The organism is Variovorax sp. MHTC-1 (assembly GCF_003984645.1).
GTDB lineage: Bacteria > Pseudomonadota > Gammaproteobacteria > Burkholderiales > Burkholderiaceae_C > Variovorax.
The window spans coordinates 374,928-400,893 of record NZ_RWKI01000001.1 but is presented as its reverse complement, the minus strand read 5'-3'; the positions used below and the strand labels follow the sequence as shown (position 1 = coordinate 400,893).

Annotated in this window: 22 protein-coding genes and 1 tRNA gene; 7 read left to right on the top strand and 16 right to left on the bottom strand. The window is 67.5% G+C overall.

Annotated features, from left to right (window positions below; all coding sequences use genetic code 11):
* Positions 1-18: 18 nt before the first annotated feature.
* From EJI01_RS01860 to dapC, 6 genes are all read right to left on the bottom strand, one after another.
* Positions 19-1,980, bottom strand: coding sequence for an ABC-F family ATP-binding cassette domain-containing protein (locus EJI01_RS01860; protein WP_126835411.1), 1,962 nt, complete (start codon positions 1,978-1,980; stop codon positions 19-21).
* Between the two features lie 85 nt (positions 1,981-2,065).
* Positions 2,066-2,929: a 50S ribosomal protein L3 N(5)-glutamine methyltransferase gene (prmB, locus tag EJI01_RS01855; RefSeq protein ID WP_126835410.1), complete on the bottom strand. Its 864-nt coding sequence runs from the start codon at positions 2,927-2,929 to the stop codon at positions 2,066-2,068.
* A gap of 82 nt (positions 2,930-3,011) precedes the next feature.
* Positions 3,012-4,193: a succinyl-diaminopimelate desuccinylase gene (gene dapE / locus EJI01_RS01850; RefSeq protein WP_126835409.1), complete on the bottom strand. Its 1,182-nt coding sequence runs from the start codon at positions 4,191-4,193 to the stop codon at positions 3,012-3,014.
* A gap of 16 nt (positions 4,194-4,209) precedes the next feature.
* Entirely contained in the window at positions 4,210-5,358 is a 1,149-nt protein-coding gene (locus EJI01_RS01845) for a PilT/PilU family type 4a pilus ATPase (protein ID WP_126835408.1), read from the bottom strand.
* Between the two features lie 125 nt (positions 5,359-5,483).
* Complete coding sequence (gene dapD / locus EJI01_RS01840) at positions 5,484-6,308, bottom strand: 2,3,4,5-tetrahydropyridine-2,6-dicarboxylate N-succinyltransferase (RefSeq protein ID WP_126835407.1); 825 nt, start codon at positions 6,306-6,308, stop codon at positions 5,484-5,486.
* A gap of 20 nt (positions 6,309-6,328) precedes the next feature.
* Positions 6,329-7,534 carry a succinyldiaminopimelate transaminase gene (gene dapC / locus EJI01_RS01835; protein WP_126835406.1) on the bottom strand — a complete coding sequence of 402 codons (1,206 nt, stop codon included), beginning with the start codon at positions 7,532-7,534 and terminating at the stop codon, positions 6,329-6,331.
* 90 nt (positions 7,535-7,624) lie between these two features.
* Between dapC and EJI01_RS01830 the strand changes: the two genes are divergently transcribed.
* Together EJI01_RS01830 and EJI01_RS01825 are read left to right on the top strand one after the other, a co-directional pair.
* Positions 7,625-9,133 carry a M81 family metallopeptidase gene (locus EJI01_RS01830; RefSeq protein ID WP_126835405.1) on the top strand — a complete coding sequence of 503 codons (1,509 nt, stop codon included), beginning with the start codon at positions 7,625-7,627 and terminating at the stop codon, positions 9,131-9,133.
* 10 nt (positions 9,134-9,143) lie between these two features.
* Positions 9,144-10,637, top strand: a complete 1,494-nt coding sequence (locus tag EJI01_RS01825) for a M81 family metallopeptidase (RefSeq protein WP_126835404.1) — start codon at positions 9,144-9,146, stop codon at positions 10,635-10,637.
* Here EJI01_RS01825 and argA read toward each other — a convergent pair.
* Positions 10,624-11,970, bottom strand: a complete 1,347-nt coding sequence (gene argA, locus EJI01_RS01820; RefSeq protein WP_126835403.1) for an amino-acid N-acetyltransferase — start codon at positions 11,968-11,970, stop codon at positions 10,624-10,626. The two genes, EJI01_RS01825 and argA, sit on opposite strands and share 14 nt — an antisense overlap.
* 43 nt (positions 11,971-12,013) lie before the next feature.
* Here argA and hrpA point away from each other — a divergent pair, with 43 nt between their 5' ends.
* A complete protein-coding gene (gene hrpA / locus EJI01_RS01815) occupies positions 12,014-15,961 on the top strand; it encodes an ATP-dependent RNA helicase HrpA (RefSeq protein WP_126835402.1) in 3,948 nt (1,315 codons plus the stop codon).
* 74 nt (positions 15,962-16,035) lie between these two features.
* Here hrpA and EJI01_RS01810 read toward each other — a convergent pair whose 3' ends face one another.
* The 6 genes from EJI01_RS01810 to lptF all read right to left on the bottom strand — a co-directional run bounded on the left by EJI01_RS01810 (position 16,036) and on the right by lptF (position 21,131).
* Positions 16,036-16,194 (bottom strand): DUF3309 family protein, encoded by a 159-nt coding sequence (locus EJI01_RS01810; RefSeq protein ID WP_126835401.1) that lies wholly within the window; start codon positions 16,192-16,194, stop codon positions 16,036-16,038.
* A gap of 107 nt (positions 16,195-16,301) precedes the next feature.
* The gene (locus EJI01_RS01805) at positions 16,302-17,468 is read right to left on the bottom strand and encodes a pyridoxal phosphate-dependent aminotransferase (protein ID WP_126835400.1); all 1,167 of its coding nucleotides are present in this window, start codon (positions 17,466-17,468) and stop codon (positions 16,302-16,304) included.
* A gap of 79 nt (positions 17,469-17,547) precedes the next feature.
* Positions 17,548-18,489 (bottom strand): CysB family HTH-type transcriptional regulator, encoded by a 942-nt coding sequence (locus EJI01_RS01800; protein WP_126835399.1) that lies wholly within the window; start codon positions 18,487-18,489, stop codon positions 17,548-17,550.
* Positions 18,490-18,553: 64 nt separating this feature from the next.
* Complete coding sequence (locus EJI01_RS01795; RefSeq protein WP_126835398.1) at positions 18,554-18,922, bottom strand: sirohydrochlorin chelatase; 369 nt, start codon at positions 18,920-18,922, stop codon at positions 18,554-18,556.
* A gap of 5 nt (positions 18,923-18,927) precedes the next feature.
* Positions 18,928-20,037 carry an LPS export ABC transporter permease LptG gene (lptG, locus tag EJI01_RS01790; protein WP_126835397.1) on the bottom strand — a complete coding sequence of 370 codons (1,110 nt, stop codon included), beginning with the start codon at positions 20,035-20,037 and terminating at the stop codon, positions 18,928-18,930.
* Complete coding sequence (gene lptF / locus EJI01_RS01785) at positions 20,034-21,131, bottom strand: LPS export ABC transporter permease LptF (protein ID WP_126835396.1); 1,098 nt, start codon at positions 21,129-21,131, stop codon at positions 20,034-20,036. The genes lptG and lptF overlap by 4 nt, the downstream gene beginning before the upstream one ends.
* 21 nt (positions 21,132-21,152) lie before the next feature.
* On the opposite strand from lptF, the gene EJI01_RS01780 reads away from it, so the two are divergent.
* From EJI01_RS01780 to EJI01_RS01765, 4 genes are all read left to right on the top strand, one after another.
* A complete protein-coding gene (locus EJI01_RS01780; RefSeq protein WP_126835395.1) occupies positions 21,153-22,658 on the top strand; it encodes a leucyl aminopeptidase in 1,506 nt (501 codons plus the stop codon).
* Positions 22,655-23,092, top strand: coding sequence for a DNA polymerase III subunit chi (locus tag EJI01_RS01775; RefSeq protein ID WP_126835394.1), 438 nt, complete (start codon positions 22,655-22,657; stop codon positions 23,090-23,092). The genes EJI01_RS01780 and EJI01_RS01775 overlap by 4 nt, the downstream gene beginning before the upstream one ends.
* The gene (locus EJI01_RS01770) at positions 23,092-23,505 is read left to right on the top strand and encodes a hypothetical protein (protein WP_126835393.1); all 414 of its coding nucleotides are present in this window, start codon (positions 23,092-23,094) and stop codon (positions 23,503-23,505) included. The genes EJI01_RS01775 and EJI01_RS01770 overlap by 1 nt, the downstream gene beginning before the upstream one ends.
* A 123-nt stretch (positions 23,506-23,628) precedes the next feature.
* The gene (locus tag EJI01_RS01765) at positions 23,629-24,843 is read left to right on the top strand and encodes a branched-chain amino acid ABC transporter substrate-binding protein (protein ID WP_126835392.1); all 1,215 of its coding nucleotides are present in this window, start codon (positions 23,629-23,631) and stop codon (positions 24,841-24,843) included.
* 44 nt (positions 24,844-24,887) lie between these two features.
* On the opposite strand, the gene EJI01_RS01760 is transcribed toward EJI01_RS01765, so the two are convergent.
* The 3 genes from EJI01_RS01760 to EJI01_RS01750 all read right to left on the bottom strand — a co-directional run bounded on the left by EJI01_RS01760 (position 24,888) and on the right by EJI01_RS01750 (position 25,939).
* Positions 24,888-25,268: a response regulator gene (locus EJI01_RS01760; RefSeq protein WP_126835391.1), complete on the bottom strand. Its 381-nt coding sequence runs from the start codon at positions 25,266-25,268 to the stop codon at positions 24,888-24,890.
* A 143-nt stretch (positions 25,269-25,411) separates the two neighbouring features.
* Positions 25,412-25,708 carry a hypothetical protein gene (locus tag EJI01_RS01755; protein WP_126835390.1) on the bottom strand — a complete coding sequence of 99 codons (297 nt, stop codon included), beginning with the start codon at positions 25,706-25,708 and terminating at the stop codon, positions 25,412-25,414.
* A gap of 140 nt (positions 25,709-25,848) precedes the next feature.
* Positions 25,849-25,939 (bottom strand) — tRNA-Ser (locus EJI01_RS01750).
* Between the last annotated feature and the right edge of the window lie 27 nt (positions 25,940-25,966).

Below are 25,966 nucleotides of genomic sequence, written 5' to 3'. Positions count from 1 at the left end.
GCAGCCTATCACGCTTGCTCAGGCCGTGAGCGCCTCGAGCCGGTCCGACAGCGCCAGCCAGCGCTCTTCGAGCTGCCCGATCTCTTCGTTCAGCGTTTTCAGGCGCTTGCCGGCCTCGGCGATCTCGCTCGTCGGCAGCGGATTCGCCAGCCGCGCTTCGAGCGAGGCCTTTTCGGTGCCGGCCGCGGCGAGGCGCTCGTCTATCTGCGCCAGCTCGCGCTTGAGCGGCTTGGCTTGCTCGCTGCGCTGCTGGCGGTCCTGGGCCGCCGCCTGGGGAGAGGGCGCAGCCTTTTCGAGGGCGACGGCTGCCTCGCGCGTCGCCAGCTTCGCCTCTTCGCGCAGGCGCTTGGCCTCGTCCAGCAGGTAGCGCTGGTAGTCGTCGAGGTCGCCGTCGAAATCGGTTACCACGCCGCGGCCGACCAGCCAGAACTCGTCGCAGACCGAGCGCAGCAGCGCGCGGTCGTGGCTCACCAGCATCAGCGTGCCTTCGAACTCGTTGAGCGCCACGGCCAGGGCCTCGCGCGTGGCGAGGTCGAGGTGGTTGGTCGGTTCGTCGAGCAGCAGCAGGTTGGGCCGCTGCCAGACCATCATCGCCAGCACCAGGCGCGCCTTCTCGCCGCCGCTCATGGTGCCGACCGCCTGTTTCACCATGTCGCCGCTGAAGTTGAAGCTGCCCAGGTAGCCGCGCAGATCCTGCTCGCCGGTGCGCTCCTTGACGCTCGAGCCGAGCTCGCGCGCCATGCGCACCATGTGTTCGAGGGGAGTGTCCTGCGGGCGCAGCACGTCCAGCTCCTGCTGTGCGAAGTAGCCGATGTTGAGACCCTTGCCCTCGGTCACGGTGCCGGCAAGCGCGCCCATCTCGCGCGCGATGGTCTTGACCAGCGTCGACTTGCCCTGGCCGTTGGCGCCCAGGATGCCGATGCGCTGGCCGGCCAGCACCGAACGGTTCACGCCGCGCAGGATGGTCTTGGGCGGCTCGTCTTCGATCAGGTAGCCGAAGCTCGCATCGCTGATCGAGAGCATCGGGTTCGGGATGTTCCCTGGCTCCTTGAACTCGAAGCTGAAGTCGGCCTCGGCCAGCAATGGTGCGACCTTTTCCATGCGCTCCAGCGCCTTGACGCGGCTTTGCGCCTGCTTGGCCTTGCTGGCCTTGGCCTTGAAGCGGTCGATGAACTTCTGCAGGTGGGCGATCTTGTCCTGCTGTTTCGCGAAGGCGGACTGCTGCAGCTCCATCTGCTGGGCGCGCAGGGTCTCGAAGGCGCTGTAGTTGCCGCCATAGCGCGTGAGCTTGGCATGCTCGATATGCAGCGTGACGTCGGTCACGGCGTCGAGGAACTCGCGGTCGTGGCTGATCACGATCATCGTGCCGGCGTATTTCTGCAGCCAGGCTTCGAGCCAGACCAGGGCGTCCAGGTCCAGGTGGTTGGTCGGTTCGTCGAGCAGCAGCAGGTCGCTCGGGCACATCAGCGCCCGGGCAAGCTGCAGGCGCATGCGCCAGCCGCCGGAGAAGCTGTTGACCGGCTGATCGAGCTCATGGACCTTGAAGCCGAGGCCGAGGATCAGCGCCTGGGCGCGCGGCACGGCATCGTGCTCGCCGGCATCGGCGAGGTCGGTGTAGGCATGGGCCAGGTCCATGCCGATATCGTGATCGTCGGGGTCGGCCGCATGGGCAGCTTCGGTGGCGGCGAGGGCCTCGCGCAACTCCACCAGCCGGGTGTCGCCGCCGACCACGAAGTCGGTGGCGGACTCGTCGGTCTCGGGCATGTTCTGCGCGACCTGCGCCAGCCGCCACTGCTTGGGAGAGGAGAAATCGCCGCCGTCCTCGTGCAGCGTGCCGTTGAAGAGCGCGAACAAGGTGGACTTGCCCGCGCCGTTGCGCCCCACCAGCCCGACCTTCTCGCCGGGGTTGATGGTGACGCTGGCGCCGTCGAGCAGCACTTTGGCGCTTCGGCGCAGGATGACGTTCTTGAGGGTGATCATGTCAGCGCCCGCCCGGCAGCCCGAAGGGCGCGGAGCGGCCCCTCGGGGGGCAGCGATACACGAAGTGATGAGCGTGGGGGCATTTTTAAGTCAGGGATTCGCGCGGGACCAGCAATACCTGGTCGTCTCCGGCGCTGGTGGCGAGCCACACCACTTCGAGCTGCGGGAACGCTGCCTCGAAGTGCGAGCGCTCGTTGCCGATTTCAAGCACCAGCACGGCGGATTCGCTCATGCGCGCCGATGCATCGGCGAAAAGCCGGCGGATGAAGTCCATGCCATCGGCGCCGCCGGCCAGCGCGAGCTCGGGCTCGGCGCGGTACTCGGCGGGGAGCCCGGCCATGCTCTTCGCGTTGACGTAGGGCGGATTGCAAAGGATCAGGTCGTAGGGCCCGCGCACACTGGCCAGGCCGTCTGATTCGATGAGCGTGATGCGCGAGTCGAGCTGGTGGCGCGTGATGTTGATGGCCGCCACTTCGAGCGCCGCGGGCGAGAGGTCCGCCGCGTCGACCGTCACTTCCGGATAGGTCATCGCCGCCAGCACCGCGAGGCTGCCGTTGCCGGTGCACAGGTCCAGCACGCGTCGGGTGTGTTCCCCGAGCCAGGGATCGATGCTGCCGTCGGCCAGCAGCTCCGCGATGAAGCTGCGCGGAACGATGGCGCGTTCGTCGACGTAGAAGGGCACGCCTTGCAGCCAGGCTTCCTTGGTCAGGTAGGCCGCGGGCTTGCGTGTCGCGATCCGCTGCGCCAGCACTTCGGCGACCCGCACTGTATCCGCCGGCGCGACCGCGCGATCGGCGACCGCATCCAGCTCGTCCAGCGGCAGGCCCAGGCGCCAGAGCACCAGCCAGGCGGCTTCGTCGAAGGCGTTGTGGGTGCCGTGGCCGAAGGCGACACCTGCATCGGCCAGCTGCTTCGCGCCGGCCTCGATCAGCTCGATGACACTGCTCATTACTGCCCCCACGCTCGGCACTGCGTGTCCTCGCTGCCCCCCGAGAGGGCGCGAGCTTGCTTGAAGCAGTTCTGCGCTGCGCTCATGCCGAGAGCAGCGTTTCGAGCCGGTCCAGCGTGCGCTTGTAGATGTTCTTGAGCTGTTCGATCTCGGCGACGGCGATGTGCTCGTCGATCTTGTGGATGCTCGCGTTGACGGGGCCCAGTTCGACCACCTGCCTGCAGATCTTGGCGATGAAGCGCGCGTCGCTGGTGCCGCCGCTGGTCGACAGCTCGGGTTCGATGCCGGTCTCGTCGCGGATCGCCTGCTGCACCGCGCCGACGAGTTCGCCCGGCGTGGTCAGGAAGGGCAGGCCGCCGATGGTCCAGGCCAGCGTGCAGTCGAGGCCGTGCGCGTCCAGCACGGCCTGTACGCGCGCTTGCAGCGATTCGGGCGTCGATTCGGTCGAGAAACGGAAATTGAAGTCGATCACCGCCGCGCCGGGGATCACGTTGCTGGCGCCGGTGCCCGCATGGATGTTGCTGATCTGCCAGCTGGTCGGCTGGAAGTAGGGGTTGGCAACGGCATCCCAGCCGCCGGCTGCGTTGATCGCGACCAGTTCGGCCAGCGCCGGCGCAAAGGCGTGGACCGGGTTCTTCGCCAGGTGCGGATAGGCGATGTGCCCCTGAACGCCTTTGACGGTGAGCCTGCCGCTCATGGTGCCGCGCCGCCCGTTTTTGATCATGTCGCCGCAGCGCTCGACCGCGGTCGGCTCGCCGACGATGCAGTAGTCGAGGCGCTCGCCGCGAGCGGCCAGCGTGTTGCAGACCACCACGGTGCCGTCGAGCGCAGGCCCTTCCTCGTCGCTGGTGAGTAGCAGGGCGAGCGTGAGCTTCGGATCGGGCGTGGCGGCCAGGAAGTCCTCGATCGCGACCACGAAGGCCGCCAGCGAGGTCTTCATGTCGCAGGCGCCCCGGCCGTAGAGCTTGCCGTCGCGGTGCGTGGGCGTGAACGGATGGCTGCTCCACTGCTCGAGCGGGCCGGTGGGCACCACGTCGGTGTGGCCGGCGAAGGCGACGGTGCGCGCGGCCTGCGCCACGGCGGCGCCGGGACGCACGGCCCACAGGTTGGTCACACGAAAGTCGGTCGGGCCGCTTTCGATGCTCTCGAGCCGGAAGCCGAGCCGCGCCAGCCGCTCGCCGAGGATCTGCTGGCACCCCGCATCGTCGGGGGTGACCGAAGGGCGGGAGATCAGTTGTTCGGCGAGTTGCAGCGTTCGGGACATTGAAAAAAGAGAAGGGCTAGTGACGGACGTCGAGCGTGATGTCCGTGAAGGTGGGTTCGTCGACCTGGTCGAGCAGTGCGCGGTCTTCGCGGCGCGCGGCGGGCGCGGCGCGGTTCTGCAGGCGCCACATCAGGTTGGTCGGGGAGTCGGCTTGCGCGAGGCCTTCCTCGCGCGTGATGAAGCCGTCGGTGATGAGCCGGGCGATGTCTTCCTCGAAGGTCTGCGAGCCTTCGGCCATCGACTGCTCCATCGCTTCCTTGACGCCCGAGAAATCGCCCTTGCCGATGAGCTCGGCCACCAGCGCCGTATTGAGCAGCACTTCGAGCGCCGGCATGCGGGCGCCGTCGGGTGTGCGCAGAAGGCGCTGCGCGACGATCGCACGCAGGGCGCCGCCGAGGTCGCCCAGCAGGGTGGCGCGCACCTCGACCGGATAGAAGCTCAGGATGCGGTTGAGCGCGCGGTAGCTGTTGTTGGCATGCAGCGTGGCCACGCACAGGTGGCCCGACTGGGCATAGGCGATCGCCGCCGTCATGGTCTCGCGGTCGCGGATCTCGCCGATCTGGATCACGTCGGGCGCCTGGCGCAGCGCATTCTTGAGCGCGATCTGCAGCGACTGCGTGTCGCTGCCGACGTCGCGCTGGTTCACCATCGACTTCTTGTTGGTGAAGGTGAATTCGATCGGCTCCTCGACCGTGAGGATGTGGCCGGTGGCGTTCTCGTTGCGGAAGTCGAGCATCGAGGCGAGCGTGGTGCTCTTGCCGGCGCCGGTGGAGCCCACCATCAGGATCAGGCCGCGCTTTTCCATCACCAGCGTCTTCAGGATCTCGGGCAGGTTCAGCTCGGCGAAGGAGGGGATGACCGAAGCGATGTGCCGCACCACCACCGCATAGCTGCCGCGCTGGCGCATGGCGCTGATGCGGAAGTTGCCCGCATCCTCGAGCGCGATCGCCGTGTTGAGCTCGCCGGTGCGTTCCAGCTCGGCGATGCGCTCCTCATTCACCACCTCGGACAGCAGGGCCAGCGGCGCTTCGGGCGGCAGCACCTGTGCATTGATCGGCAGGCAGTTGCCATTGATGCGGATCAGCGCCGGGGAGTGCGCCGAGAGGTAGATGTCGGACGCCTTGCGTTCGGCCATCAGGCGAAGAATTCGCTCCATCGTCTTCATCGGTTTCTCTCCTCAGCGTGGTTGTAATGAACGTTGCGGCCGCCGCCGGGGCCGCCCCAAGGCGGGCCGCGCCTCCCCCTGGGAGGGTGGCGAAGCACACGCAGTGGCAAGCCGGGGGGCAGACATCAGTCGCGCAGCAGGTCGTTGAGCGAGGTCTTGGCGCGGGTCTGCGCGTCCACTCGCTTCACGATGATCGCGGCGTACAGGCTGTACTTGCCATTGTCCTTGGGCAGCGTGCCGCTGATGACGACCGAGCCGGCCGGAACGCGGCCGTAGGTGACTTCGCCGGTGGCGCGGTCGTAGATCGGCGTGCTCTGCCCGATGTACACGCCCATCGACAGCACGGAGTTCTCTTCGATCACCACGCCTTCGACCACTTCGGAGCGCGCGCCGATGAAGCAGTTGTCTTCGATGATGGTCGGGCCGGCCTGCAGCGGCTCCAGCACGCCGCCGATGCCGACGCCGCCCGAGAGGTGCACGTTGGCGCCGATCTGGGCGCAGGAGCCGACCGTGGCCCAGGTGTCGACCATGGTGCCTTCGCCGACGTAGGCGCCGATGTTCACGTAGGAGGGCATCAGGATCGCGCCCTTGGCGATGTAGCTGCCGCGGCGCGCCACGGCCGGCGGCACGATGCGCACGCCGGCTTCCTTCAGCTCGCCGGCCGAGAGGTGCGAGAACTTGGTCGGCACCTTGTCGTAGAAGCCGAGCGAGCCGGCCTGCATTTGTTCGTTGTCCTTGATGCGGAAGGACAGCAGCACCGCCTTCTTGATCCACTGGTGCACCGTCCACTGGCCCACGGCCTCGCGCGTGGCGACGCGGAGTTGGCCGTTGTTGAGCTCGGCGATCACATGCTCGACCGCATCGCGAACTTCCTTCGGGGCGCTGGCGGCGGAGATGTTGGCGCGGTCTTCCCACGCGGCGTCGATGGTCTGCTGGAGTTGTTGGGTCATGTGAATCGATGAAAGAGGGCTCAGCGGCCCCGTTGAACGAACTGGACGATGCGCTGCGCAGCCTCCACGCACTCCTTGGTGCTGGCCACGAGCGCCATGCGGATGCGGCCCCGGCCGGGGTTGGCGCCTTGCGCATCGCGCGCCAGGTAGCTGCCCGGCAACACCGTCACATTGTATTGAGCGTAGAGCTCGCGGGCGAAGCCGGTGTCGTCTCCTTCCCACGCTGCCGGCACGCCCGCCCAGAGGTAGAAGCTGGCATCGGGCAGGCGCACGTCGAGCACCGGCTCGAGCAGGGGCGTCACGGCCGCGAACTTGGCGCGGTACTGCGCACGGTTGTCGACCACGTGGCTTTCGTCGCCCCAGGCCGCGATGCTGGCCGCCGCAACGGCCCCGCTCATCGCGCTGCCGTGGTAGGTGCGGTACAGCAGGAACTGCTTCAGGATGGATGCGTCGCCGGCCACGAAGCCGCTGCGCAGGCCGGGCACGTTGCTGCGCTTGGACAGCGAGGTCAGCGCCACCAGCTTGCGGAAGTCGTCGCGGCCCAGCTTGGCGGCCGCTTCTAGGCCGCCCAGCGGAGGCTCGTCGCGGAAATAGATCTCGCTGTAGCACTCGTCGGAGGCGATGACGAAGCCGTGCTGGTCCGCGAGCGCGAACAGCTTCTTCCATTCTTCGAGCGGCATCACCGCGCCGGTCGGGTTGCCCGGCGAGCAGACATACACCAGCTGTGCGTGCGCCCAGATCTCGGCCGGCACGCTGTCCCAGTCGACCGCGAAGTTGCGCGCCGCCACGCTCGGCACGTAATAGGGTTCAGCGCCCGCCAGCAGGGCCGCGCCCTCGTAAATTTGATAGAAGGGATTGGGGGAGAGCACCACCGGCGCCGGCATTTTCGTGGGGTCGACCACCGTCTGCGCCAGCGCGAACAGTGCTTCGCGCGAGCCATTGACCGGCAGCACCTGCGTCGCCGCGTCGAGCGCCAGGCCGTAGCGCTGACGCACCCAGCCGGTGAAGGCCTCGCGCAGCGGGAGCTCGCCCGCGGTCGCGGGGTAGACCGACAGCGTGTCGAGGCTGTTGCTCAATGCATCCTTGATGAAGGGCGGCGTCGCATGCTTGGGTTCGCCGATGCCGAGGCTGATCGGTTCGAAGGCGGGGTTCGGCGTGACGCCGGCGAACAGTTCGCGCAATCGCGCGAAGGGGTAGGGCTGCAGCTTGGCGAGCAGGGGATTCATGGCTGCGATTATCGCGGTCGCCGGGCGGGGCGCACTGGCCGATCGCGGGTCAGGCTGGGCGGCAAACCTCTCGCAGCTCACAATGAAACCATGAACGTCCTGATCGCCGGCTTCCAGCACGAAACCAACACCTTCGCCCCGACGCGCGCCGATTGGGCCGCCTTTCTGCGCGGCGACAGTTTCCCGGCCTACGAGGACGGGGCGGCGATGCTGGCGCGCTTCACCGGCTCCAGCCTGCCGGCCGGCGGCTTTATCGCCGAGGCGCAGGCGCGCGGCTGGCAACTGCTGCCGTCCTGCTGGGCCGGCGCTACGCCCTCGGCCCAGGTGACGCGCGAGGCTTTCGAGCGCATCGCGGGCACCATCAGCGAGGCGACGCGCAGCGCGCTGGCCGGGCCGGGACTGGACGCCATCTACCTCGACCTGCACGGCGCCGCGGTGGCCGAGCACGTCGACGATGCCGAGGGCGAACTGCTGGCGCGCCTGCGCGCGCTGGTCGGGCCCGAACTGCCGATCGTGGCCAGCCTGGACCTGCATGCCAACGTGACGCAGCAAATGCTCGAGCTGGCCGATGCGCTTGTGGCCTACCGGACCTATCCGCATGTCGATACCGAGGCGACCGGCCGGCTGGCCGCGCAGCTGCTCGGACGGCGCCTCGCGCGCGGTTCGCGCGAGCCGGTCGCGGCACGCCGCATCCCCTTCCTGATTCCGATCAATGCCGGCTGCACCATGATCGAACCGGCCGGCGCTGTCTATCGCAGCCTGCCCGGGCTGGACGCGCGCCACGGCACGGTGGCCAGCGTCGCGATGGGCTTTCCGGCCGCCGATTTCCCCGAGTGCGGCCCCATGGTCTGGGCCTACGGCGACGCGGCGCAGGCGGTGGTGGATGCGCTGTATGCCGACATCTGCGAGCCGGCTGCGCGCTGGCGCGTCGCCACCTGGACGCCGGACGACGCCGTGGCCCAGGCGCTCGAGCTGGCGGCAACGGCCGCGCGTCCGGTGGTCATCGCCGACACCCAGGACAACCCCGGCGCCGGTGCCGACAGCAACACCACCGGCATGCTGCACGCGCTGCTGCGCGCGGGTGCAGGACAGCGCTTTCCGCAGCAGGTGGCGCTCGGGCTGCTGTACGACCCGGAGGCCGCTGCAGCCGCCCATGCGGCCGGGCAGGGCGCGCGCCTGCGGCTGGCGCTGGGCCGATCGGTGCCCACCTGGTCGGGACAATGGAGCGACCCGCCGGTGGAAGCCGAATGCACGGTGCGCACGCTGCACGAAGGTACGGTCGTGCTGCAGGGGCCGATGATGACGGGCGTGCGCGTCCGGCTCGGCCCTTGCGCCTGCCTCGATGTGGAGGGCGTGCTGGTCGTGGTCGCCAGCGGCAAGAAGCAGATGCTCGATCGCGCGCTGTACCGCTGCGTGGGCATCGAGCCTGAGCGGATGAAGATCCTTGTCAACAAGAGCTCGGTGCATTTCCGCGCCGACTTCGCGCCGATCGCCCATGAGATCCTAGTGGCACGTGCGCCGGGCCCGATGTCGGCCGATCCCTCGGACCTGCCATGGACCCGCCTCGCGCCGTCGACTTCGCCCCGGGTGCCGGACTGAGGAGCGCGCCATGAAAGTCCTCATCGCTCGGATGAACCACGAGACCAACACCTTCTCGCCCGTGCCCACGCCGCTTTCGGCCTTCGGCAACGAAGGGCCGCTGTACGGGGCCGACGCCCGGCGCGAGGCCGAGGGCGGGCGCACCGCCATGTCGGCCTTCATCGATCTCGCAAAGGCCAGGGGCGCGGAAATGGCGACGCCGATCTCGGCCTCGGCCAATCCCAGCGGCCGGGTGGAGGCCGCCGCCTACGCCGCGATTTGCGACTCCATCGTCGACGCCTTGCCCGGCTGCGATGCCGTGCTGCTCGACCTGCACGGCGCCATGGTGGCCGAAGGCAGCGACGACGGCGAGGGCGACCTGCTGGCGCGCATCCGGGCTGCCGCGCCGGGCGTACCCGTCGCCGTGGCGCTCGACCTGCACGGCAACGTGACGCAGAAGATGATCGACCACGCCGACGTGATCGTGAGCTTCAAGACCTATCCGCACATCGACATGTACGAGACCGGCGAGCACGCGGGCCGGCTGCTGTTCGCCAAGCTGGACGGCACGTGCCGGCCCGTGCTGGCCTGGCGCCGGCTGCCGCTGATGACGCACACGCTGCGCAGCGCCACCGCCGAAGGCGCGATGCGCGATGCGGTGGCGGCGGCGCGCGCGGCGGAAGCCGATGGAATGGCCGCGGTCTCGGTGCTGGCCGGCTTCAGCCTGGCCGACATCCCGAACCCCTGCATCAGCGTGGTGGTGGTGGGCGACGGCGACGCCGCCGCGGCCGACCGGGTGGCGGCCGCGCTGGCGGAGCACGTCTGGGCGGCGCGTGCGGACTTCGTCTACCGCTCCGAGCCGCTGGCGCAGTCGCTGGAGCGCGCCCGCGTCCTGGCCGCGCAGGCCGATCGGCCGGTGCTGCTGCTCGACCACGGCGACAACTGCATGTCGGGCGGCAGCTGCGACACGATGGATGTGCTGATGGCGGCGCTTGCGGCCGGCCTGCAGGGCATCCAGGCCGGCCTGCTGTGCGATCCGCAGGCGGTTGCGCAGTGCACCGAGGCCGGCGTCGGCGCAGAGATCGAGCTGCTGCTCGGCCACAAGCGCCCGCTCGCGAAGATCGGCCGCAGCACACCGCCCGTGCGGCTGCGCGGCATCGTGCGCGCGCTGACGGACGGCGAGTACGTGATCACGGGGCCGACCTACACCGGCCAGCGCGCCTGCATGGGCCGCTCGGCGGTGTTCGACATCGGCGCGGCGCAGATCGTCGTCACCGAGCGCACGCACGAGCCCTGGGACCTGGGCACCTTCGAAAGCGTCGGCCTCGATCCGCGCCGTGCGCGCTTCCTGCTACTGAAGTCGCGCATGTACTGCCGGCCGGTGTTCGTGCCCATCTCAGCCGGCCTGGTCGAGTGCGACAGCCCGGGCGTCACCAGTTCGGACTACGCGCTGTTTCCGTTCGAGCGGCTGGCGCGCCCGCTGTATCCGTTCGACGAGGTCGTCTACACGCCTACAGCTTCTTGACCAGCACCTGGCTCTTGCGGTCCCAGTTGTACTTGCGCTTGCGCGCCTCGGGGAGCCAGTCGGGATTGACCTGCTGGAAGCCGCGCTTCAGGAACCAGTGCATGGTGCGCGTGGTGAGAACGAAGATGCTCTCCAGGCCGCTCGCCTTGGCGCGCTGCTCGACGCGTTTCAGGATGCGCTCACCGTCGCCCTGCGACTGCGACTGCGGCGAAACGGTCAGCGCCGCCATCTCCGCGGTCTTCGCTTCCGGATACGGATAGAGCGCGGCGCAGCCGAAGATCACGCCGTCGTGCTCGATCACCGTGTACTGGCCGACGTCGCGCTCGATCTCGGTGCGGCTGCGCTTGACCAGCGTGCCGTCGCGCTCGAAGGGCTCGATGAGCTGCAGGATGCCGCCGATGTCGTCCGCCGTCGCCTCGCGCAGCGATTCGAGCTTCTCGTCGATCACCATGGTGCCGATGCCGTCGTGCACGTAGACCTCCAGCAGCAGCGAGCCGTCCACCGCGAAGGGGATGATGTGATTGCGCTCCACGCCCGCCTCGCAGGCCTTGACGCAGTGCTGCAGGTAGAAGGCCGTGTCGGTCGGGCCCTGGGCCGGCGCCAAGGAGGCCAGCAGCTTCCTGGCGCTGTCGAGCGGCAGCTCGGTGTCGATGGGGTTGTCCTCGCTGATGGGCTGGCCGGGGTCCTGCGCGATGCCCGCAATCTCGGTCAGGAAGATCAGCTTGTCGGCCTGGATCGAGATCGCCACGCTGGTCGCGACTTCTTCCATCGTCAGATTGAAGGCTTCGCCTGTGGGCGAGAAGCCGAAGGGCGACATCAGTACCATGGCGCCGAAGTCGAGCCCGCGGCGAATGCCGGCGGCATCGACCTTGCGCACCAGGCCCGAGTGCTGGAAGTCGACGCCGTCGACCACGCCGACCGGCCGGGCAGTGATGAAGTTGCCGGAGATCATGCGCACGGTAGAGCCGGCCATCGGCGTGTTCGGCAGGCCCTGGCTGAAGGCGGCCTCGATCTCGTAGCGCAACTGGCCGGCGGCCTCCTGCGCGCAGTCGAGCGCCACTTCGTCGGTGATGCGCATGCCGTGCGAGTACCTGGCCTCGTGGCCCTTGGCGCGCAGTTGTTCGTTGACCTGCGGCCGGAAGCCGTGCACCAGCACTACCTTGACGCCCATGCTCTGGATCAGAGCCAGGTCCTGCGCGATGTGGGGCAGCTTGCCGGCCGCGATGGCCTCGCCCGCCATCGCGACCACGAAGGTCTTGCCGCGGTGCATGTGGATGTAGGGCGCCACCGAGCGGAACCAGGGGACGAAGGTGAAATTGAAGACGGTGGACATTGGCGGGGTAGGGCAGGCGAAAGGGCCGGGCGCAAGATAATCGATGATTTTCCCCGAACTGCCAGCCTTGTCTTCGTCCCCTCTTCGAATCGAGTTTCCAGAATCCCTGCCGGTGTCGGCCCGGCGCGACGAAATCATGGCCGCCATCGAGGCGAACCAGGTCGTGATCGTCTGCGGCGAGACGGGTTCGGGCAAGACCACGCAGTTGCCCAAGATCGCGCTGGCCCTCGGGCGCGGCAAGCTCAATGCGCCCCCCGGCAAGGGCCGGCTGATCGGCCACACGCAGCCCAGGCGCATCGCCGCATCGTCGGTGGCCAAGCGCATCGCCGAAGAACTCAAGACGCCGCTGGGCGAGGTCGTCGGCTTCAAGGTGCGCTTCCAGGACCGCCTGTCGCGCGATGCCTCGGTCAAGCTGATGACCGACGGCATCCTGCTGGCGGAGACGCAGACCGATCCGCTGCTCAAGGCCTACGACACGCTGATCATCGACGAGGCGCACGAGCGCTCGCTGAACATCGATTTCCTGCTGGGCTACCTGCGCGAGATCCTGCCGCGGCGGCCGGACCTCAAGGTCATCGTGACCTCGGCCACCATCGATGCGGACCGCTTCGCGCAGCATTTCGCGTCGGCTCGCCCGGCGCCGGGCCGCCCCAAGGCGGGCGCGGCCCCCTCGGGGGGCAGCGACGACGCGCAGCGCGGAGCGTGGGGGCCATTGATGCCTGCTCCCACGATCATGGTGTCGGGCCGCATGTTTCCGGTGGAACAGCGCTATCGCCCCTTCGAGGAATCGCGCGACTACGACCTCACCAACGCCATCGCCGACGGCGTCGACGAGCTCTGGCGCGACCCGCACAACGCCGGCGACATCCTGGTCTTCCTGCCGGGCGAGCGCGAGATCCGCGAGGCCGCCGACCATCTGCGCAAGCATCTGAGCCATCAGCCGCTGATGCGCAGCGCCGAGGTGCTGCCGCTGTTCGCGCGCCTGTCGCAGGCCGAGCAGGACCGCATCTTCGACGGCCACACGGGTCGCCGCATCGTGCTGGCCACCAACGTCGCCGAGACCTCGCTGACCGTGCCGGGCATCCGCTACGTGATCGATGCGGGTACCGCGCGCGTCAAGCGCTACAGCTTCCGCAGCAAGGTGGAGCAACTGCTGGTCGAGCCGATCAGCCAGGCTGCGGCCAACCAGCGTGCGGGGCGCTGCGGCCGCGTCGCCGACGGCATCTGCATCCGGCTCTACGACGAGAAGGATTTCGAAAACCGGCCGCGCTTCACCGATCCGGAAATCCTGCGCTCCTCGCTGGCCGGCGTGATCCTGCGCATGAAGTCGCTGCGGCTGGGCGACGTCGAGCGCTTTCCTTTTCTCGAAGCGCCGCAGCGGCGCGCGATCGCCGACGGCTACCAGCTGCTCAACGAGCTTGGCGCAGTCGACGATGCGAACGAGCTCACGCCGATGGGGGCCGAGCTGGCCAGGCTGCCGCTCGACCCGCGGGTCGGCCGCATGATCCTGGAGGCGCGCACGCGCGGCGCGCTCGAAGAGGTGCTGGTGATCGCCAGCGCCCTGTCGGTGCAGGACGTGCGCGACCGGCCGATGGAAGCGCAGCAGCAGGCCGACCAGGCGCATGCGAAGTTCGACGACGAGAAGAGCGAGTTCAGCGGGTATCTGCGGCTGTGGAAGTGGATCCACGATGCGCGCGGCGGCCATGGCGACACGCACAAGCTGAGCAATCGCCAGTACGAGTCGCTGCTGCGGCAGAACTTCATCAACGTGCGCCGCGTGCGCGAATGGCGCGACATCCATTCGCAGCTGCTCACGGTGGTCACCGAGCACAAATGGCGCATCAACAGCGAGCCGGCAGGCTACGAGCCGCTGCATCTCTCGATGCTCTCCGGCCTGCTCGGCAACATCGGCTGGAAGCTGGAAGACGACGAGGCCTATCTCGGCGCGCGCGGCATCAAGTTCTACCGCCATCCGGGCGCGCATCTGAAGAAGAAGCCCGGCCGCTGGATCGTCGTCGCCGAGCTGGTCGAGACTACGCGGCTGTTCGGCCGAGGCATCGCGAACATCGAGCCGCAGTGGCTCGAACAAGTCGCGGGCCACCTTCTCAAGAAGCAGCTGCTCGACCCGCACTGGGAGAAGAAGAGTGCGCAGGTGGCGGCGCTGGAGCGCGCCACGCTCTACGGGCTGGTGGTCTACAGCGGACGTCGCGTGGACTTCAGCAAGGTCGACCCGGTGGCTGCGCGCGAGATCTTCATCCGCGAAGCGCTGGTCCACGGGCAGTGGGAGAGCAAGCTGCCCTTTCTCGCGGCCAACCGCAAGCTGGTGCGCGAGGTCGAGGGCCTGGAGCACAAGTCGCGCCGGCAGGACGTGCTGGTCGATGACGAACTGATCTACGCCTTCTACGACGCCCAGTTGCCGCCCGATGTCTCGAGCGGTCTCGCTTTCGAGAGCTGGTACCGGCAAGCGTCGAGGGAGCAGCCGCGGCTGCTGTTCCTGACGCGCGAGGAGCTGATGCGGCACACGGCCGCCGGCATCACGACACAGTCCTTTCCGCCGACAGTCCGGCTGGGAGGCGTCGATTGCGCCGCGACCTACCTGCACGAGCCCGGCGATGCCAAGGACGGCTTGACGGTCGCCGTGCCGCTCTTCGTGCTGAACCAGGTCAGCGAGGAGCGCTGCGAATGGCTGGTGAGCGGCATGCTGAAGGACAAGGTGCAGGCGCTGCTGAAGAGCCTGCCGCAGAAGCCGCGCGCCCGCCTGGTGCCACTGCCGGAATCGGCCGCGCGCCTCGCGGAGCAACTGGCCGCACCCGAAGTCTTCGGCCACGGTTCGCTGACCGATGCGCTGCTCAAACGCGTGCGCGATCAGACCAGCCTCGACGTGAAGCGGACCGACTTCAAGCTCGACATGCTGCCGCCGCACCTGTTCATGAACCTGCGCGTGGTCGACGAGCACGGCCGCCAGCTCGGCATGGGGCGCAGCCTCGGCGCGCTGAAGGCGGAGCTCGGCTCGCAAGCGCGCGGTGCGTTCCAGGCGCTGGCGGGAATCAACGTCAAGGCCTCCGTCGGCAAGCCCGAAGCGTCTGCGCCGGCCGAGAACAAGGCCGTGGCCAAGGCGCCTGCAACGCCCGCGCTGCCGGCAGGCCAGCGCTACACGGCATGGACTTTCGGCGAGCTGCCGGAGTTGATGGAAGTGCGGCGCGGCGCGCAGTCGCTGATCGGCTTTCCGGCGCTGGTCGATGACGGCGACGCGGTGACGATCGAGGTCTTCGACGAGCCTGCGGTGGCCGCCGCCAAGCATCGCGCCGGCCTGCGCCGCCTGTTCGCGCTGCAGCTCAAGGATGCGCTCAAGTACCTCGAAAAGAACATCCCCGATCTGCAGAAGATGGCGGTCGCCTACATGCCGCTCGGCACGGCCGAGGAACTGCGCGCCCAGATCGTCGACGTGGCGCTCGAGCGCGCCTTCCTGCAGGAGCCGCTGCCGGCCGACGGGGCGGCTTTCAAGCAGCGCGTGGAGGAAGGCCGCGGGCGGCTCACGCTGATCGCCAACGAGGTCGCGCGGCTGGCCGGCGCCATCCTTGCCGAGTACACGCTGGCCGTGCGCAAGATCAAGGAGACGAAGATCCAGCCCGCCGCCACGGCCGACGCGGCGCAGCAGCTGCAGCGTCTAGTCGGCAAGCGCTTCATCGCCGACACGCCCTGGCCGCGGCTGGCGCACTTTGCGCGCTATCTCAAGGCCATCATCTTGCGCCTGGACAAGCTGCGGGCCGACCCGGCGCGCGACGCACAGCGGCTCGCGGAGCTGCGGCCGCAGGAGCAGCGCTACTGGCGCCTGCTGGCCGAGCGCAAGGGTGCGCTCGACGAACGCATGAGCGAGTTTCGCTGGCTGCTCGAGGAACTGCGCGTGAGTTTCTTCGCGCAGGAGCTGCGCACGCCGCAGCCGGTCAGCGTCAAGCGGCTGGACAAGCTGTGGGTGCAGCTCGAGAGCTGACTTCGGCGCGGGCAAAAAAAAAGCCCGCCGGAGCGGGCTTTGCTTTCAAGCGTTCGAGTGGGGGTGCGCATCCGCTATATGCGCCCCATGAGGAGCAGCACGATCACCACCAGCAGCACGAGGCCCAGGCCACCGCTCGGGCCATAGCCCCAGCTGCGGCTGTAGCCCCAGCTCGGCAATGCGCCGATCAGAAGCAGGACCAGAACGATCAGCAGGATCATTGAGAGCGACATGATTTCTCCTAGGCCTTTTGTGTTGGAGCCTCATGTTGGGCGTCGAAACGCGAGTCCGTCGCCGGAAGGCGCGCCCTCCGGCGGTCAGGACTCTCCTACCGTTCGTGTCAGAGCCGCGCCAGTCGGTCGATGGCAACTTGCAGCGTTTCGTCCTTTTTCGCGAAGCAGAAGCGCACCACGCGCTGGTCGAAGCCGTCGGCATAGAAGGCCGAGAGCGGAATGGCGGCGACGCCGATCTCGCTCGTGAGCCACTGGCAGAAGTCGGACTCGCCCAGGTCGCTGACCTGGCTGATGTCCACGCACTGGAAGTAGGTGCCCGCGCTGGGCAGCAGCTTGAGCCGCGTCTTCGCCAGGCCGGCTGCGAACAGGTCGCGCTTGTGCTGGTAGAAGGCCGGGAGCTCGAGGTAGGGCGCGGGGTCGGCCATATAGCTCGCGAGCGCATGCTGCATGGGCGTGTTCACGGTGAACACGTTGAACTGGTGCACCTTGCGGAACTCGGCGCTGAGCGCCGCCGGCGCGGCCACGTAGCCGACCTTCCAGCCGGTCACATGGTAGGTCTTGCCGAAGCTGCTCACGATGAATGTGCGCGCCGCGAGCCCCGGAAAGCGCGCCGCGCTTTCATGGCGCGCGCCGGCATAGACCATGTGCTCGTAGACCTCGTCGCTGATCACCAGCACGTCGGTGGGCGCGAGCAGTTCGTCGAGCCGGCGCATCTCCGCTTCGGTCCACACGGTGGCGCTGGGGTTGTGCGGCGTGTTGACGATGATGGCGCGCGTGCGCGGCGTGATGGCGGCCGCGATCTTGTCGAAGTCGGGGCGAAAGCTGCCGGGCGTGAGCGGCACGCGCACCACGGTGCCGCCGGCCAGGTCGATGTTGGGCGCGTAGCTGTCGTAGCAGGGTTCGAGCACGATCACTTCGTCGCCCGCGCGCACCACCGCGAGGATCGCCGTGATGATGGCCTGGGTGGCGCCGGCAGTGACGGAGATCTCGGTGTTCGGATCGTAGCGGTGCCCGTAGAGCGCCGAGATCTTCGCGGCGATCGCCTCGCGCAGCGCGGGAATGCCGGGCATCGGCGGGTACTGGTTGTGGCCGGCTGCCATTGCCTGCGTGACGGCTTCGAGCAGCTTCGGATCGCAATCGAAGTCCGGAAATCCCTGGCCGAGGTTCACCGCCTTCTTCTCGGCCGCCAGGGCCGACATCACGGTGAAGATGGTGGTGCCGACGGCGGGTAGCTTGGTCCGGACGTCGGGGGTCCGGGCGGGGGCGCTGCTCATGTTGGCCCCCACGCTCGGCACTTCGTGTGCTCGCTGCCCCCCGAGGGGGCTTTCGCCACTTGGGGCGGCCCTGCGTTGCTCATAGCTCGTAGTCCTGGTTGTGACCGCTCAAGGCCTTGGCGATCAGGTTGCGATCGAGCCGGTCGGAGAGCAGCTCGGCGAATTTGAAGACGAAGTTGCGCAGGTAGGCGCTGCGCTTGAATGCGACGCGCGCAATGTTGGTGCCGAACACATGGCCCATCGGCCGCACCACGAGGTCGGCATTGGAGTCGTCGCGCACCGCCATCTCGGCCACGATGCCGACGCCGAGGCCGAGCCGCACGTAGGTCTTGATGACATCGGAGTCGATGGCCTCGAGCGCGATGCGCGGCGTGAGCTTCTTGTGCGCGAACGCATGGTCGATGCGCGTGCGCCCGGTGAAGGAGGGGTGGTAGGTGATGATCGGCTCCGCCGCGATGTCCTCGAGCGAGATGCGTTCCTTGTTCGCGAGCGGATGTTCCTTGGGCAGCACGAGCACGTGCTGCCATTCGTAGCAGGGGATGGTCACCAGATCGGCGTAGTCGGACAGCGATTCGGTCGCGATGCCGATCTCCGCGATCTCGTCGATCACCATGCGCGCCACCTGGTCGGGCGAGCCCTGGTGCAGGCTCACGTTGACCTTGGGATAGGCCTCGCGCAGCTTCGCCACCGGCACCGGCAGCACGTAGCGCGCCTGCGTGTGCGTGGTGGCGATCGATAGGGTGCCGCTGTCCTGCGCGCTGAACTGCTCGCCGATGCGCTTGAGGTTGCCGACCTCGCGCATGATCAGCTCGATGCTCGCGAGCACATGCTGTCCGGGTTCGGTGACCCGCTTGAGGCGCTTGCCGTGGCGCGCGAAGATCTCCACGCCCAGCTCTTCCTCGAGTTCGATGATGGCCTTGGACACGCCCGGCTGCGAGGTGTGAAGCGCCTTGGCCGCCTCGGTCAGATTGAGGTTGCGCCGAACCGCTTCTTGCACGAATTTGAACTGGTGAAGATTCATAACAAATTCCGTCTTATTTCGGAATTCATTATGCCTTCCCTGTCTATCGAAGGTGCCGCATGTTTCAGAATTTGAGCGCCACCCGAGCCAGCAGATCGATCACCTCTGGCTCTTCGCCCACCGCCTGCGCGAGCGAGAAGACGACGCCCGGGTGCGCGGCACGCAAGTCGTCGAGCAAGCGCGGCAGGTCTTCGCGCAGATGCTTACCTATGCCGAGAAAAAGCGGCACCACGCGGATGGAGACGGCTCCGTCGGCAATCAATTCTGCCGCTGCGGTTGGCAGATCCGGGGTCACCAGTTCGAGATAGGCGCAGGCGACGCGGGCCGAGGGATCGAGCGCCGCGACGCGGCGCGCCACGGCCTCTACCGGCGCGCGCCAGCGCTCGTCGCGCGAACCATGCGCAAAAAGCACGATGCCTGTCGCCGCCTGCATGGCTACTACCGCCGCAGCACCAGCCAGCTGAAAGCGGCCAGCGACATCACCGTGTAGATCAGGCCGGGCGCCGCCGCCGTGATCCAGGGCCGCCAGTTGCTGAGGTTGCCCAGGTAGCCGAACACGTTGTTCAACAGGAAGAAGCTGATGCCGATCATCACGCCGCCGAACACATAGGCCGTGATGCCCGCCTGGCGGAAATGCAGGTAGGCGAAGGGCAGGGCGAGCACCACCATCACGAGGCAGGACAGCGGGTAGAACACCTTGCGCCAGAACTCAATCTCGTAGCGCTGCGCGGTCTGCCCGTTGGCATTGAGGTGCTGGATGTATTCGAACAGGTCGAGCGTTCGCATGCGGTCCGGGCGCAGCAGGGCAACCGACACCATCTCGCGCGTGAGCGAGCTGGGCCAGTCCAGCGCCGGAAGCTTGGTGGTGACGATGCGGGCCCGGTCGGCCGCATTGCGGGTGTCGTACTGCTGTTGCTCGACCCCGAAGAGCGCCCAGTAGCCGTCGACGATGCGCGCGAAGGATGCGGTGGTCTGCGAGGTCACGAAGCCCTTGCCGTCGAACTCGAAGATGCGCGGACTCTTCAGCGTGCCGTCGCGCGCCATCGAAACGACGTTGACCGCGTAGGACATGTCACCCTGCTTTTCCTTCAGCCAGGCACCCGTGTTGCCCGCGAGCGTGAAGACCCCCTGGTAGCGCGACTTGAGCAGCTGGGCGGTCCGGTCCGAGGCCGGCGAGATGTAGTCGCCGACGGCGAAGGTCAGGAACACGAAGCCGAGCCCGAGCACCAGCAGCGTGCGCAGCGCACGCCACGGCCCGAGACCGCTGGTGCGCAGGATCGTGTATTCGGAGCTCTGGGCGAGCCGCGCCATCACGAAGATGGTGCCGATCAGCACGGTGATCGGCAGCAGCTCGTACAGGTGGCTCGGGATCAGCAGCGTCACGAAAACCAGGGCTTGGGCGGCGCCGTATGCGCCGCTCCCCGGCTTGCCGATCGACTGCAGCTCGTCGACGAAGTCGAAGAAGAAGAACAGGCTCAGGAAACCGAGGGTGACGAAGGCCACGGCCTTCAGCACCTCCACATAGATCAGTCGGCGAATGGTTTTCACGCGTGGGGCGGCGTTGCGGGCCGCATGCGCGGGCGGCTCCAGTTGAAGTGTCGCTTGGCAAGCCAGAGAAGGCCGAGCAGCAGCGCGCCACCATGCAGCGCCAGCATGAAGCCGCCCATGCTGTAGCGGCCGGAGCCCACCCAGTTCTGGCCGAGATTGAGCATGTTGTAGTAGAGGACGAAGGCAAACAGCGCGAAGAGCAGGTTGCCGCTGCGGCCGACGCGCGGATTCACGCTCGACAGGGTCAGCGCCAGCAGCACGAAATTGATGGCCGCGAACAGCATGCCGAGGCGCCAGGCCAGCTCGGCGCGATTGGTCGCGTTCGGCTCCCGCAGCAGCGTCAGCGTGGTGCGGGTGCGCACCGGGCTCGTGTCTGCCGACACCCCCTCGTCGCCGCCGATCTTGGTGCCGTAGGTGTCGAACTCGCTGATCTTGAGCTCCGTCCCGTCCAGCGTCCGCGAAACGCGCTGGCCGTTTCTAAGCATGAGGTAGCGCGACTCTCCGACGTCCTCTATCCGCCCGCTGCGGGCCGAGGTGATGTACTGCATGTTGCGCTCGATCGAGGAGATGAAGACGTTGTTGGCAGTGGCGCCGTCCGGCGTGTCCTTGTCGATGAAAAACACGCGGTTGCGCCCGGCCGACTCGCGGAACTCGCCGGGCGACACGCGCTCGATGTCGCCGCGGCGCTGGTATTGTTCGCGCATGCCCTGGGTCTGCGAGTTGGCCCATGGCCAGCCCACCAGCGCGAACACGGCGATCAGGAGCAGCACCGGCCAGGCGAAGCGGAACAGGGGCTGCACGAAATCGGCCAAGCCGCGTCCGCTCGAGAACCAGATCACCATCTCGCTGTCGCGGTACATGCGCGACAGGGTGCCCACGATCGAGATGAACAGGCTGAGGCTCAGGATCGTCGGCATGTAGCCGAGCACCGTGTATGCCATCACGAGGAACACCTCGGACGGATTCACGCTGCCCCGCGATGCCAGTCCGAGCGTGCGGATCAGCATCATGGTCATCACGATGGTGGCGAGGACCACGAGGGTGGCCCCGAAGCTGCGGGACAGCTCCTTGCGTAAAGAGGAATGGAATAACATCGTCGAGGGAAAAAAAGGATTATGGACTTTCAACTCAAGACCCTCTCCACCGCTCAGGCTGCCGCCGAAAAAGCCGATGCGCTGATCGTGCTCGTTGCCGCCGGCACCACCCCCTCCAAGGATGCTATCGCCATGTTGGTCGCCGAGGCCCGCAAGGCCGGCGACCTGCCGGACAAGGCCGGCAAGCTGCTGCCGCTGTACCGACCGGCGCGCGTCGCGGCACCGCGCGTGGTCCTGGCTTCGGTGGGCGATGGCAAACCCGCGTCGGTCCGCACCGGCGTGCTCGCCGCGGTCAGTGCGGCCAAGGCCGGCGATCCCAAGCGCGTCCTCATCGTCTTCGCGCAGGCCGCGGACGCCGCCGGCCTGCGCTCTGCCATCACCGCGGCCGCCGACGCGAGTTACGTCTACACCACCACCAAGTCGAAGGCCGAGCCGCGTTCGATCCGCTACCTGGGCTTCGGCGTCACGGACGCGGGGCCGCTGAGAGAGGCTTTCGACGAGGCCGCGGCGATGGTCGCGGGAATCGAACTGGCCAAGGAGTGGGGCAATCGGCCCGGCAACCATTGCACGCCCTCGCTGCTGGCCGATGCGGCGCGCAAGCTGGCCGCGCTCCCGCAAGTGAAGTGCGAGGTGCTGGGTCCGAAGGAAGTCGAGAAGCTCGGCATGGGCGCGTTCGGCGCGGTGGCCCAGGGATCGGCCGAACCCTTGCGCTTCATCGTGCTGCGCTACCAGGGCGCGCCCAGGGATGAGGCGCCCGTGGTCCTGGTCGGCAAGGGCATCACCTTCGACACCGGCGGCGTTTCGCTCAAGCCGGCGGCCGAGATGGACGAGATGAAGTTCGACATGTGCGGCGCTGCGAGCGTGCTGGGCGTGTTCCGCGCGCTCGGCGACATCCAGCCCGCCCTCAACGTGGTCGGGCTGATTCCGTCGTGCGAGAACATGAACGGCGGCCGCGCGGTCAAGCCCGGCGACGTGGTGACGAGCATGAGCGGCCAGACCATCGAGGTGCTCAATACGGATGCCGAAGGCCGCCTGATCCTGTGCGACGCGCTGAACTATGCCAAGCGCTTCGAGCCGGCCGCCGTGATCGACATCGCCACCCTGACCGGCGCTTGCGTGATCGCACTGGGCGGCGTGCGCAGCGGTCTCTTTGCCAGCGACGACACGCTGGCCGCTGCGCTCGAGGCTGCCGGCGAAGAGGCGCAGGACCGGTGCTGGCGCATGCCGCTGGACGAGGATTACGCCGAGGGCCTCAAGAGCAATTTCGCCGACGTGGCCAACATCGCCGGCCGCGCGGGCGGGGCGATCACCGCCGCCAAGTTCCTGCAGCGCTTCGCGGGCGACTTCCAATGGGCTCATCTGGATATCGCCGGCACCGCCTGGAAAAGCGGCTCGTCCAAGGGCGCGACGGGACGGCCGGTCGGGCTGCTGCTGACCTACCTGCTGGACCGCGCCCGCAAGGCAGCTGTGAAGGCAGCGCCGCGCAAGTCGCGCAAGAGCCCCAAGAAGACCCGGGCGACAGCGTGACCGATATCGACTTCCACTTCAACACGCCGGACAAGGTGAACTACGCCTGCCGGCTGCTGCGCAAGGCCGTGGGCGCGCGCGGCGCGCGTGTGGTGGTGGTGGCCGATGCGCAGATGCTGGAGGCGGTCGACCTGGCCCTGTGGACCTTTGCGCCGGCCGAGTTCATCGCCCATTGCCGCAGCGACGGCGAGCCGCACACGGTGGCACGTTCGCCGGTCGTGCTGGCCGAAAGCGGTGCTGCGCCGTTGCCGCATCAGCAGGTGCTGGTGAATCTCGGCGTCGAGTTGCCCTCCGGCTTCGAACGCTTCGAACGCCTGATCGACATCGTGAGCGCCGACGACGCCGACCGGCTCGCGGGCCGCAAGCGCTGGAGACACTACGCAGAACGCGGTTATGCGATCCAGCGCCATGACTTTGCCGGGAGTACCGCCTGATGCAGCGCACCCCTCCGCGTTTCGTGCCCACGCTGACGACCGTGCTGGAGCTGCCGCCCGAGCCTGCGGCCGGTGCCGAGCCCGTGGCGGAGCCGGAGCCGGTCCCACCTGCGGCGCCCGAGCCCTCGCAAGCAATCGCCTTGGACCCCCAGGCGCTGCTGTCGGACGCCGACGCCTTCCGGCTCGAAGAGCAGTTGCTGCACCGCGTTTTGCAGCGCATCGACCTGTCGCTGGAAGAGCGCCTGAGCGACGCAGTCTCGGCTGCCGTCCAGCAGCAGCTCGACGCCATGATCCCGCGCTTGCGCGGCGAAATAGAGACCGTTTTGCGTGCGTTGGTGAGCGACGCGCTGGCCCAGGAGCTTTCTGACAACACAGGGTCTACGCCAGCATTTGACGCACCAAGCTTGGGCTAAACTGCGCGCCAGGTCGAAAGCGCGGGGGCGCTACAGGTCCTGCGGCGCGGAACTTGCTGAGTCTTCGCACGCGGATCGACAGACCGCTATGTACTCTTACTTATCAATGTTCTGGAGGTTCCCATGCAATTGAAATGGACTGCGGTCGCACTGGCTGCTCTCACGCTCGTGGCTTGCGGCAAGAAGGAAGAGGCAGCTGCGCCCGCCGCGCCCGCGCCGACTGCAGCGGCACCCGCGCCCGCCGCACCTCCGGCCGATGCACTGGTGGTCAAGATCGGCCATGTGGGCCCGACCAGCGGCGCCATCGCCCACCTCGGCAAGGACAACGAATTCGGCGCACGCATGGCCATCGAAGACCTCAATGCCAAGGGCCTCAAGATCGGCGACAAGGTTGCCAAGTTCGAACTGCTCGCCGAAGACGATGCCGCCGACCCGAAGCAGGGCACCGCGGTGGCCCAGAAGCTGGTCGACAGCAAGGTCAACGGCATCGTCGGTCACCTGAACTCGGGCACCACCATCCCGGCTTCCAAGCTGTACAGCGATGCCGGCATTCCGCAGGTCTCGCCTTCGGCAACCAACCCCAAGTACACCCGCCAGGGCTTCAAGACCACCTTCCGCGTGGTGGCTGACGACACGCAGCTCGGCGGCACGCTGGGCAAATACGCGGTCGAAACGCTCAAGGGCAAGAACATCGCCGTGATCGACGACCGTACCGCTTACGGCCAGGGCGTGGCGGAAGAATTCGAGAAGGCCGCCAAGGCCGCCGGCGGCAACATCGTCGGCCACGAGTTCACGACCGACAAGTCGACCGACTTCAACGCCATCCTGACCAAGCTCAAGGGCGCCAAGCCCGATGTGCTGTTCTTCGGCGGCATGGACGCCGTGGGCGGCCCGATGCTCAAGCAGGTCAAGCAGCTCGGCATGAATGTCAAGTTCATGGGCGGCGACGGCCTGTGCACCGGCGAACTGGCCAAGCTGGCCGGCGACGCGATCGGCGAGGAAATGGTCGTTTGCGCAGAAGCAGGCGGTGTCGAAGGCGACTTCAAGCAGCCGCTCGAGGACTTCAAGGCCAAGTTCAAGGCCAAGAACGGCGTCGACGTGCAGATCTATGCGCCGTACGTCTACGACGCGGTCAACGTGCTGGCCGAAGCGATGGTCAAGGCCGGTTCTTCCGACCCGGCCAAGTACCTGCCCGAACTCGGCAAGATCCAGTACAAAGGCGTGACCGGCCCGATCGCCTTCGACGAAAAGGGCGACATCAAGAACGGTGCGCTGACGCTCTACACCTACAAGGGTGGTGCGCGCACGCAGATCGCCGTGGTGCGCGGCGCGAGCTGAGCAGCCCGCTGCCAGAATGAAGAAAGGGCCTTCGGGCCCTTTTTTCATGGTGTCGCGCGGCCGGCGTCGTTGCAGTAGTCGAAGAAGGCTTCGAGCTCCTTCGACTTGTCGAACACGGCGTCCGCACCGAGCGCCATGCAGCGTGCGCGGATGTCCGGGTTGACGTAGTTGCTGAGGACCACGGCGCGCTGTACCGGCGTGCGCCCCCTGCAGCTGCGCAGCACGCCCAGGCCGGAGCCCTCCTTGAGGAACAGGTCCACGATCAGCAACTGCCATTCGCTCGCATGAGAGGCCAGCCAATCGATCGCGTCCTTCTCGGTCTCGGCCGCGCCGACGATCCGTGCGTGCACCAGATCTTCCAGGGCCGGAATCAGGTTCTCCCGGATGGTCCTGTTGTCCTCGACGAGGAATGTGAAAAGGGCCATGTGCTTTCCGGGCTGTGGAGAAGGCTCAGCCTCGCGGCGCGCATGCCGGATGCCTAGCGACACCTGCCAACTCATTGCGTAGGAGAAAGCAGACGGACGCTCGACCGCCGAAGGGGGCCGGGCCCGACTGCGCGACGAATGCCTCAGCCAGCGTCGCGCTCTCTCTCGGTTCGCTTCTCGATCTCCTCAGCCAAGGTGGCGTTGACTTCGGCGAGCGTCTCGGCCGATTCGGCCAGCTTCTTTTCAAGCTGGCTGGTGTGTTCGATGGCCTGCGCGACATCGCCCACCTGCGCTTCGTCCGGAAGCTCCTGTTCCAGCACCGTGTTGATGATGGCCAGGTCGTCGGACGCGCGCTGCACCTCGGCAGCCACCGCTTCGGTCTTCTCGAGGGTCCGATCGAGCGGCGCTGCGACCCGATCCGGTGTGCTTTGTCCGGCCATCCGGGCTCCTTCTGGGGGGTAGGAAAAAGTAAGGCGATGGTACTCTGTCGCCCGGGGACCCCCAAACAAAAAAGCCCCGGGGTACGGGGCTTTCAAGACGACTCCCATGTGCGAGGAGAGGGGACTGGATCGGTTTTTCCTGGCGGAGCAGGCGGGATTCGAACCCGCGGAGGGCTATTAACCCTCACACGCTTTCCAGGCGTGCGACTTAAACCGCTCATCCACCGCTCCGAAGCCCGCGATTGTAGCAGCGGCCAT

Bases quoted from the DNA above. Each gene is read 5' to 3' on its own strand.
- EJI01_RS01860 (WP_126835411.1), bottom strand. From the start codon at position 1,980: ATGATCACCCTCAAGAACGTCATCCTGCGCCGAAGCGCCAAAGTGCTG.
- prmB (WP_126835410.1), bottom strand. From the start codon at position 2,929: ATGAGCAGTGTCATCGAGCTGATCGAGGCCGGCGCGAAGCAGCTGGCC.
- dapE (WP_126835409.1), bottom strand. From the start codon at position 4,193: ATGTCCCGAACGCTGCAACTCGCCGAACAACTGATCTCCCGCCCTTCG.
- EJI01_RS01845 (WP_126835408.1), bottom strand. From the start codon at position 5,358: ATGAAGACGATGGAGCGAATTCTTCGCCTGATGGCCGAACGCAAGGCG.
- dapD (WP_126835407.1), bottom strand. From the start codon at position 6,308: ATGACCCAACAACTCCAGCAGACCATCGACGCCGCGTGGGAAGACCGC.
- dapC (WP_126835406.1), bottom strand. From the start codon at position 7,534: ATGAATCCCCTGCTCGCCAAGCTGCAGCCCTACCCCTTCGCGCGATTG.
- EJI01_RS01830 (WP_126835405.1), top strand. From the start codon at position 7,625: ATGAACGTCCTGATCGCCGGCTTCCAGCACGAAACCAACACCTTCGCC.
- EJI01_RS01825 (WP_126835404.1), top strand. From the start codon at position 9,144: ATGAAAGTCCTCATCGCTCGGATGAACCACGAGACCAACACCTTCTCG.
- argA (WP_126835403.1), bottom strand. From the start codon at position 11,970: ATGTCCACCGTCTTCAATTTCACCTTCGTCCCCTGGTTCCGCTCGGTG.
- hrpA (WP_126835402.1), top strand. From the start codon at position 12,014: ATGATTTTCCCCGAACTGCCAGCCTTGTCTTCGTCCCCTCTTCGAATC.
- EJI01_RS01810 (WP_126835401.1), bottom strand. From the start codon at position 16,194: ATGTCGCTCTCAATGATCCTGCTGATCGTTCTGGTCCTGCTTCTGATC.
- EJI01_RS01805 (WP_126835400.1), bottom strand. From the start codon at position 17,468: ATGAGCAGCGCCCCCGCCCGGACCCCCGACGTCCGGACCAAGCTACCC.
- EJI01_RS01800 (WP_126835399.1), bottom strand. From the start codon at position 18,489: ATGAATCTTCACCAGTTCAAATTCGTGCAAGAAGCGGTTCGGCGCAAC.
- EJI01_RS01795 (WP_126835398.1), bottom strand. From the start codon at position 18,922: ATGCAGGCGGCGACAGGCATCGTGCTTTTTGCGCATGGTTCGCGCGAC.
- lptF (WP_126835396.1), bottom strand. From the start codon at position 21,131: ATGTTATTCCATTCCTCTTTACGCAAGGAGCTGTCCCGCAGCTTCGGG.
- EJI01_RS01780 (WP_126835395.1), top strand. From the start codon at position 21,153: ATGGACTTTCAACTCAAGACCCTCTCCACCGCTCAGGCTGCCGCCGAA.
- EJI01_RS01770 (WP_126835393.1), top strand. From the start codon at position 23,092: ATGCAGCGCACCCCTCCGCGTTTCGTGCCCACGCTGACGACCGTGCTG.
- EJI01_RS01765 (WP_126835392.1), top strand. From the start codon at position 23,629: ATGCAATTGAAATGGACTGCGGTCGCACTGGCTGCTCTCACGCTCGTG.
- EJI01_RS01760 (WP_126835391.1), bottom strand. From the start codon at position 25,268: ATGGCCCTTTTCACATTCCTCGTCGAGGACAACAGGACCATCCGGGAG.
- EJI01_RS01755 (WP_126835390.1), bottom strand. From the start codon at position 25,708: ATGGCCGGACAAAGCACACCGGATCGGGTCGCAGCGCCGCTCGATCGG.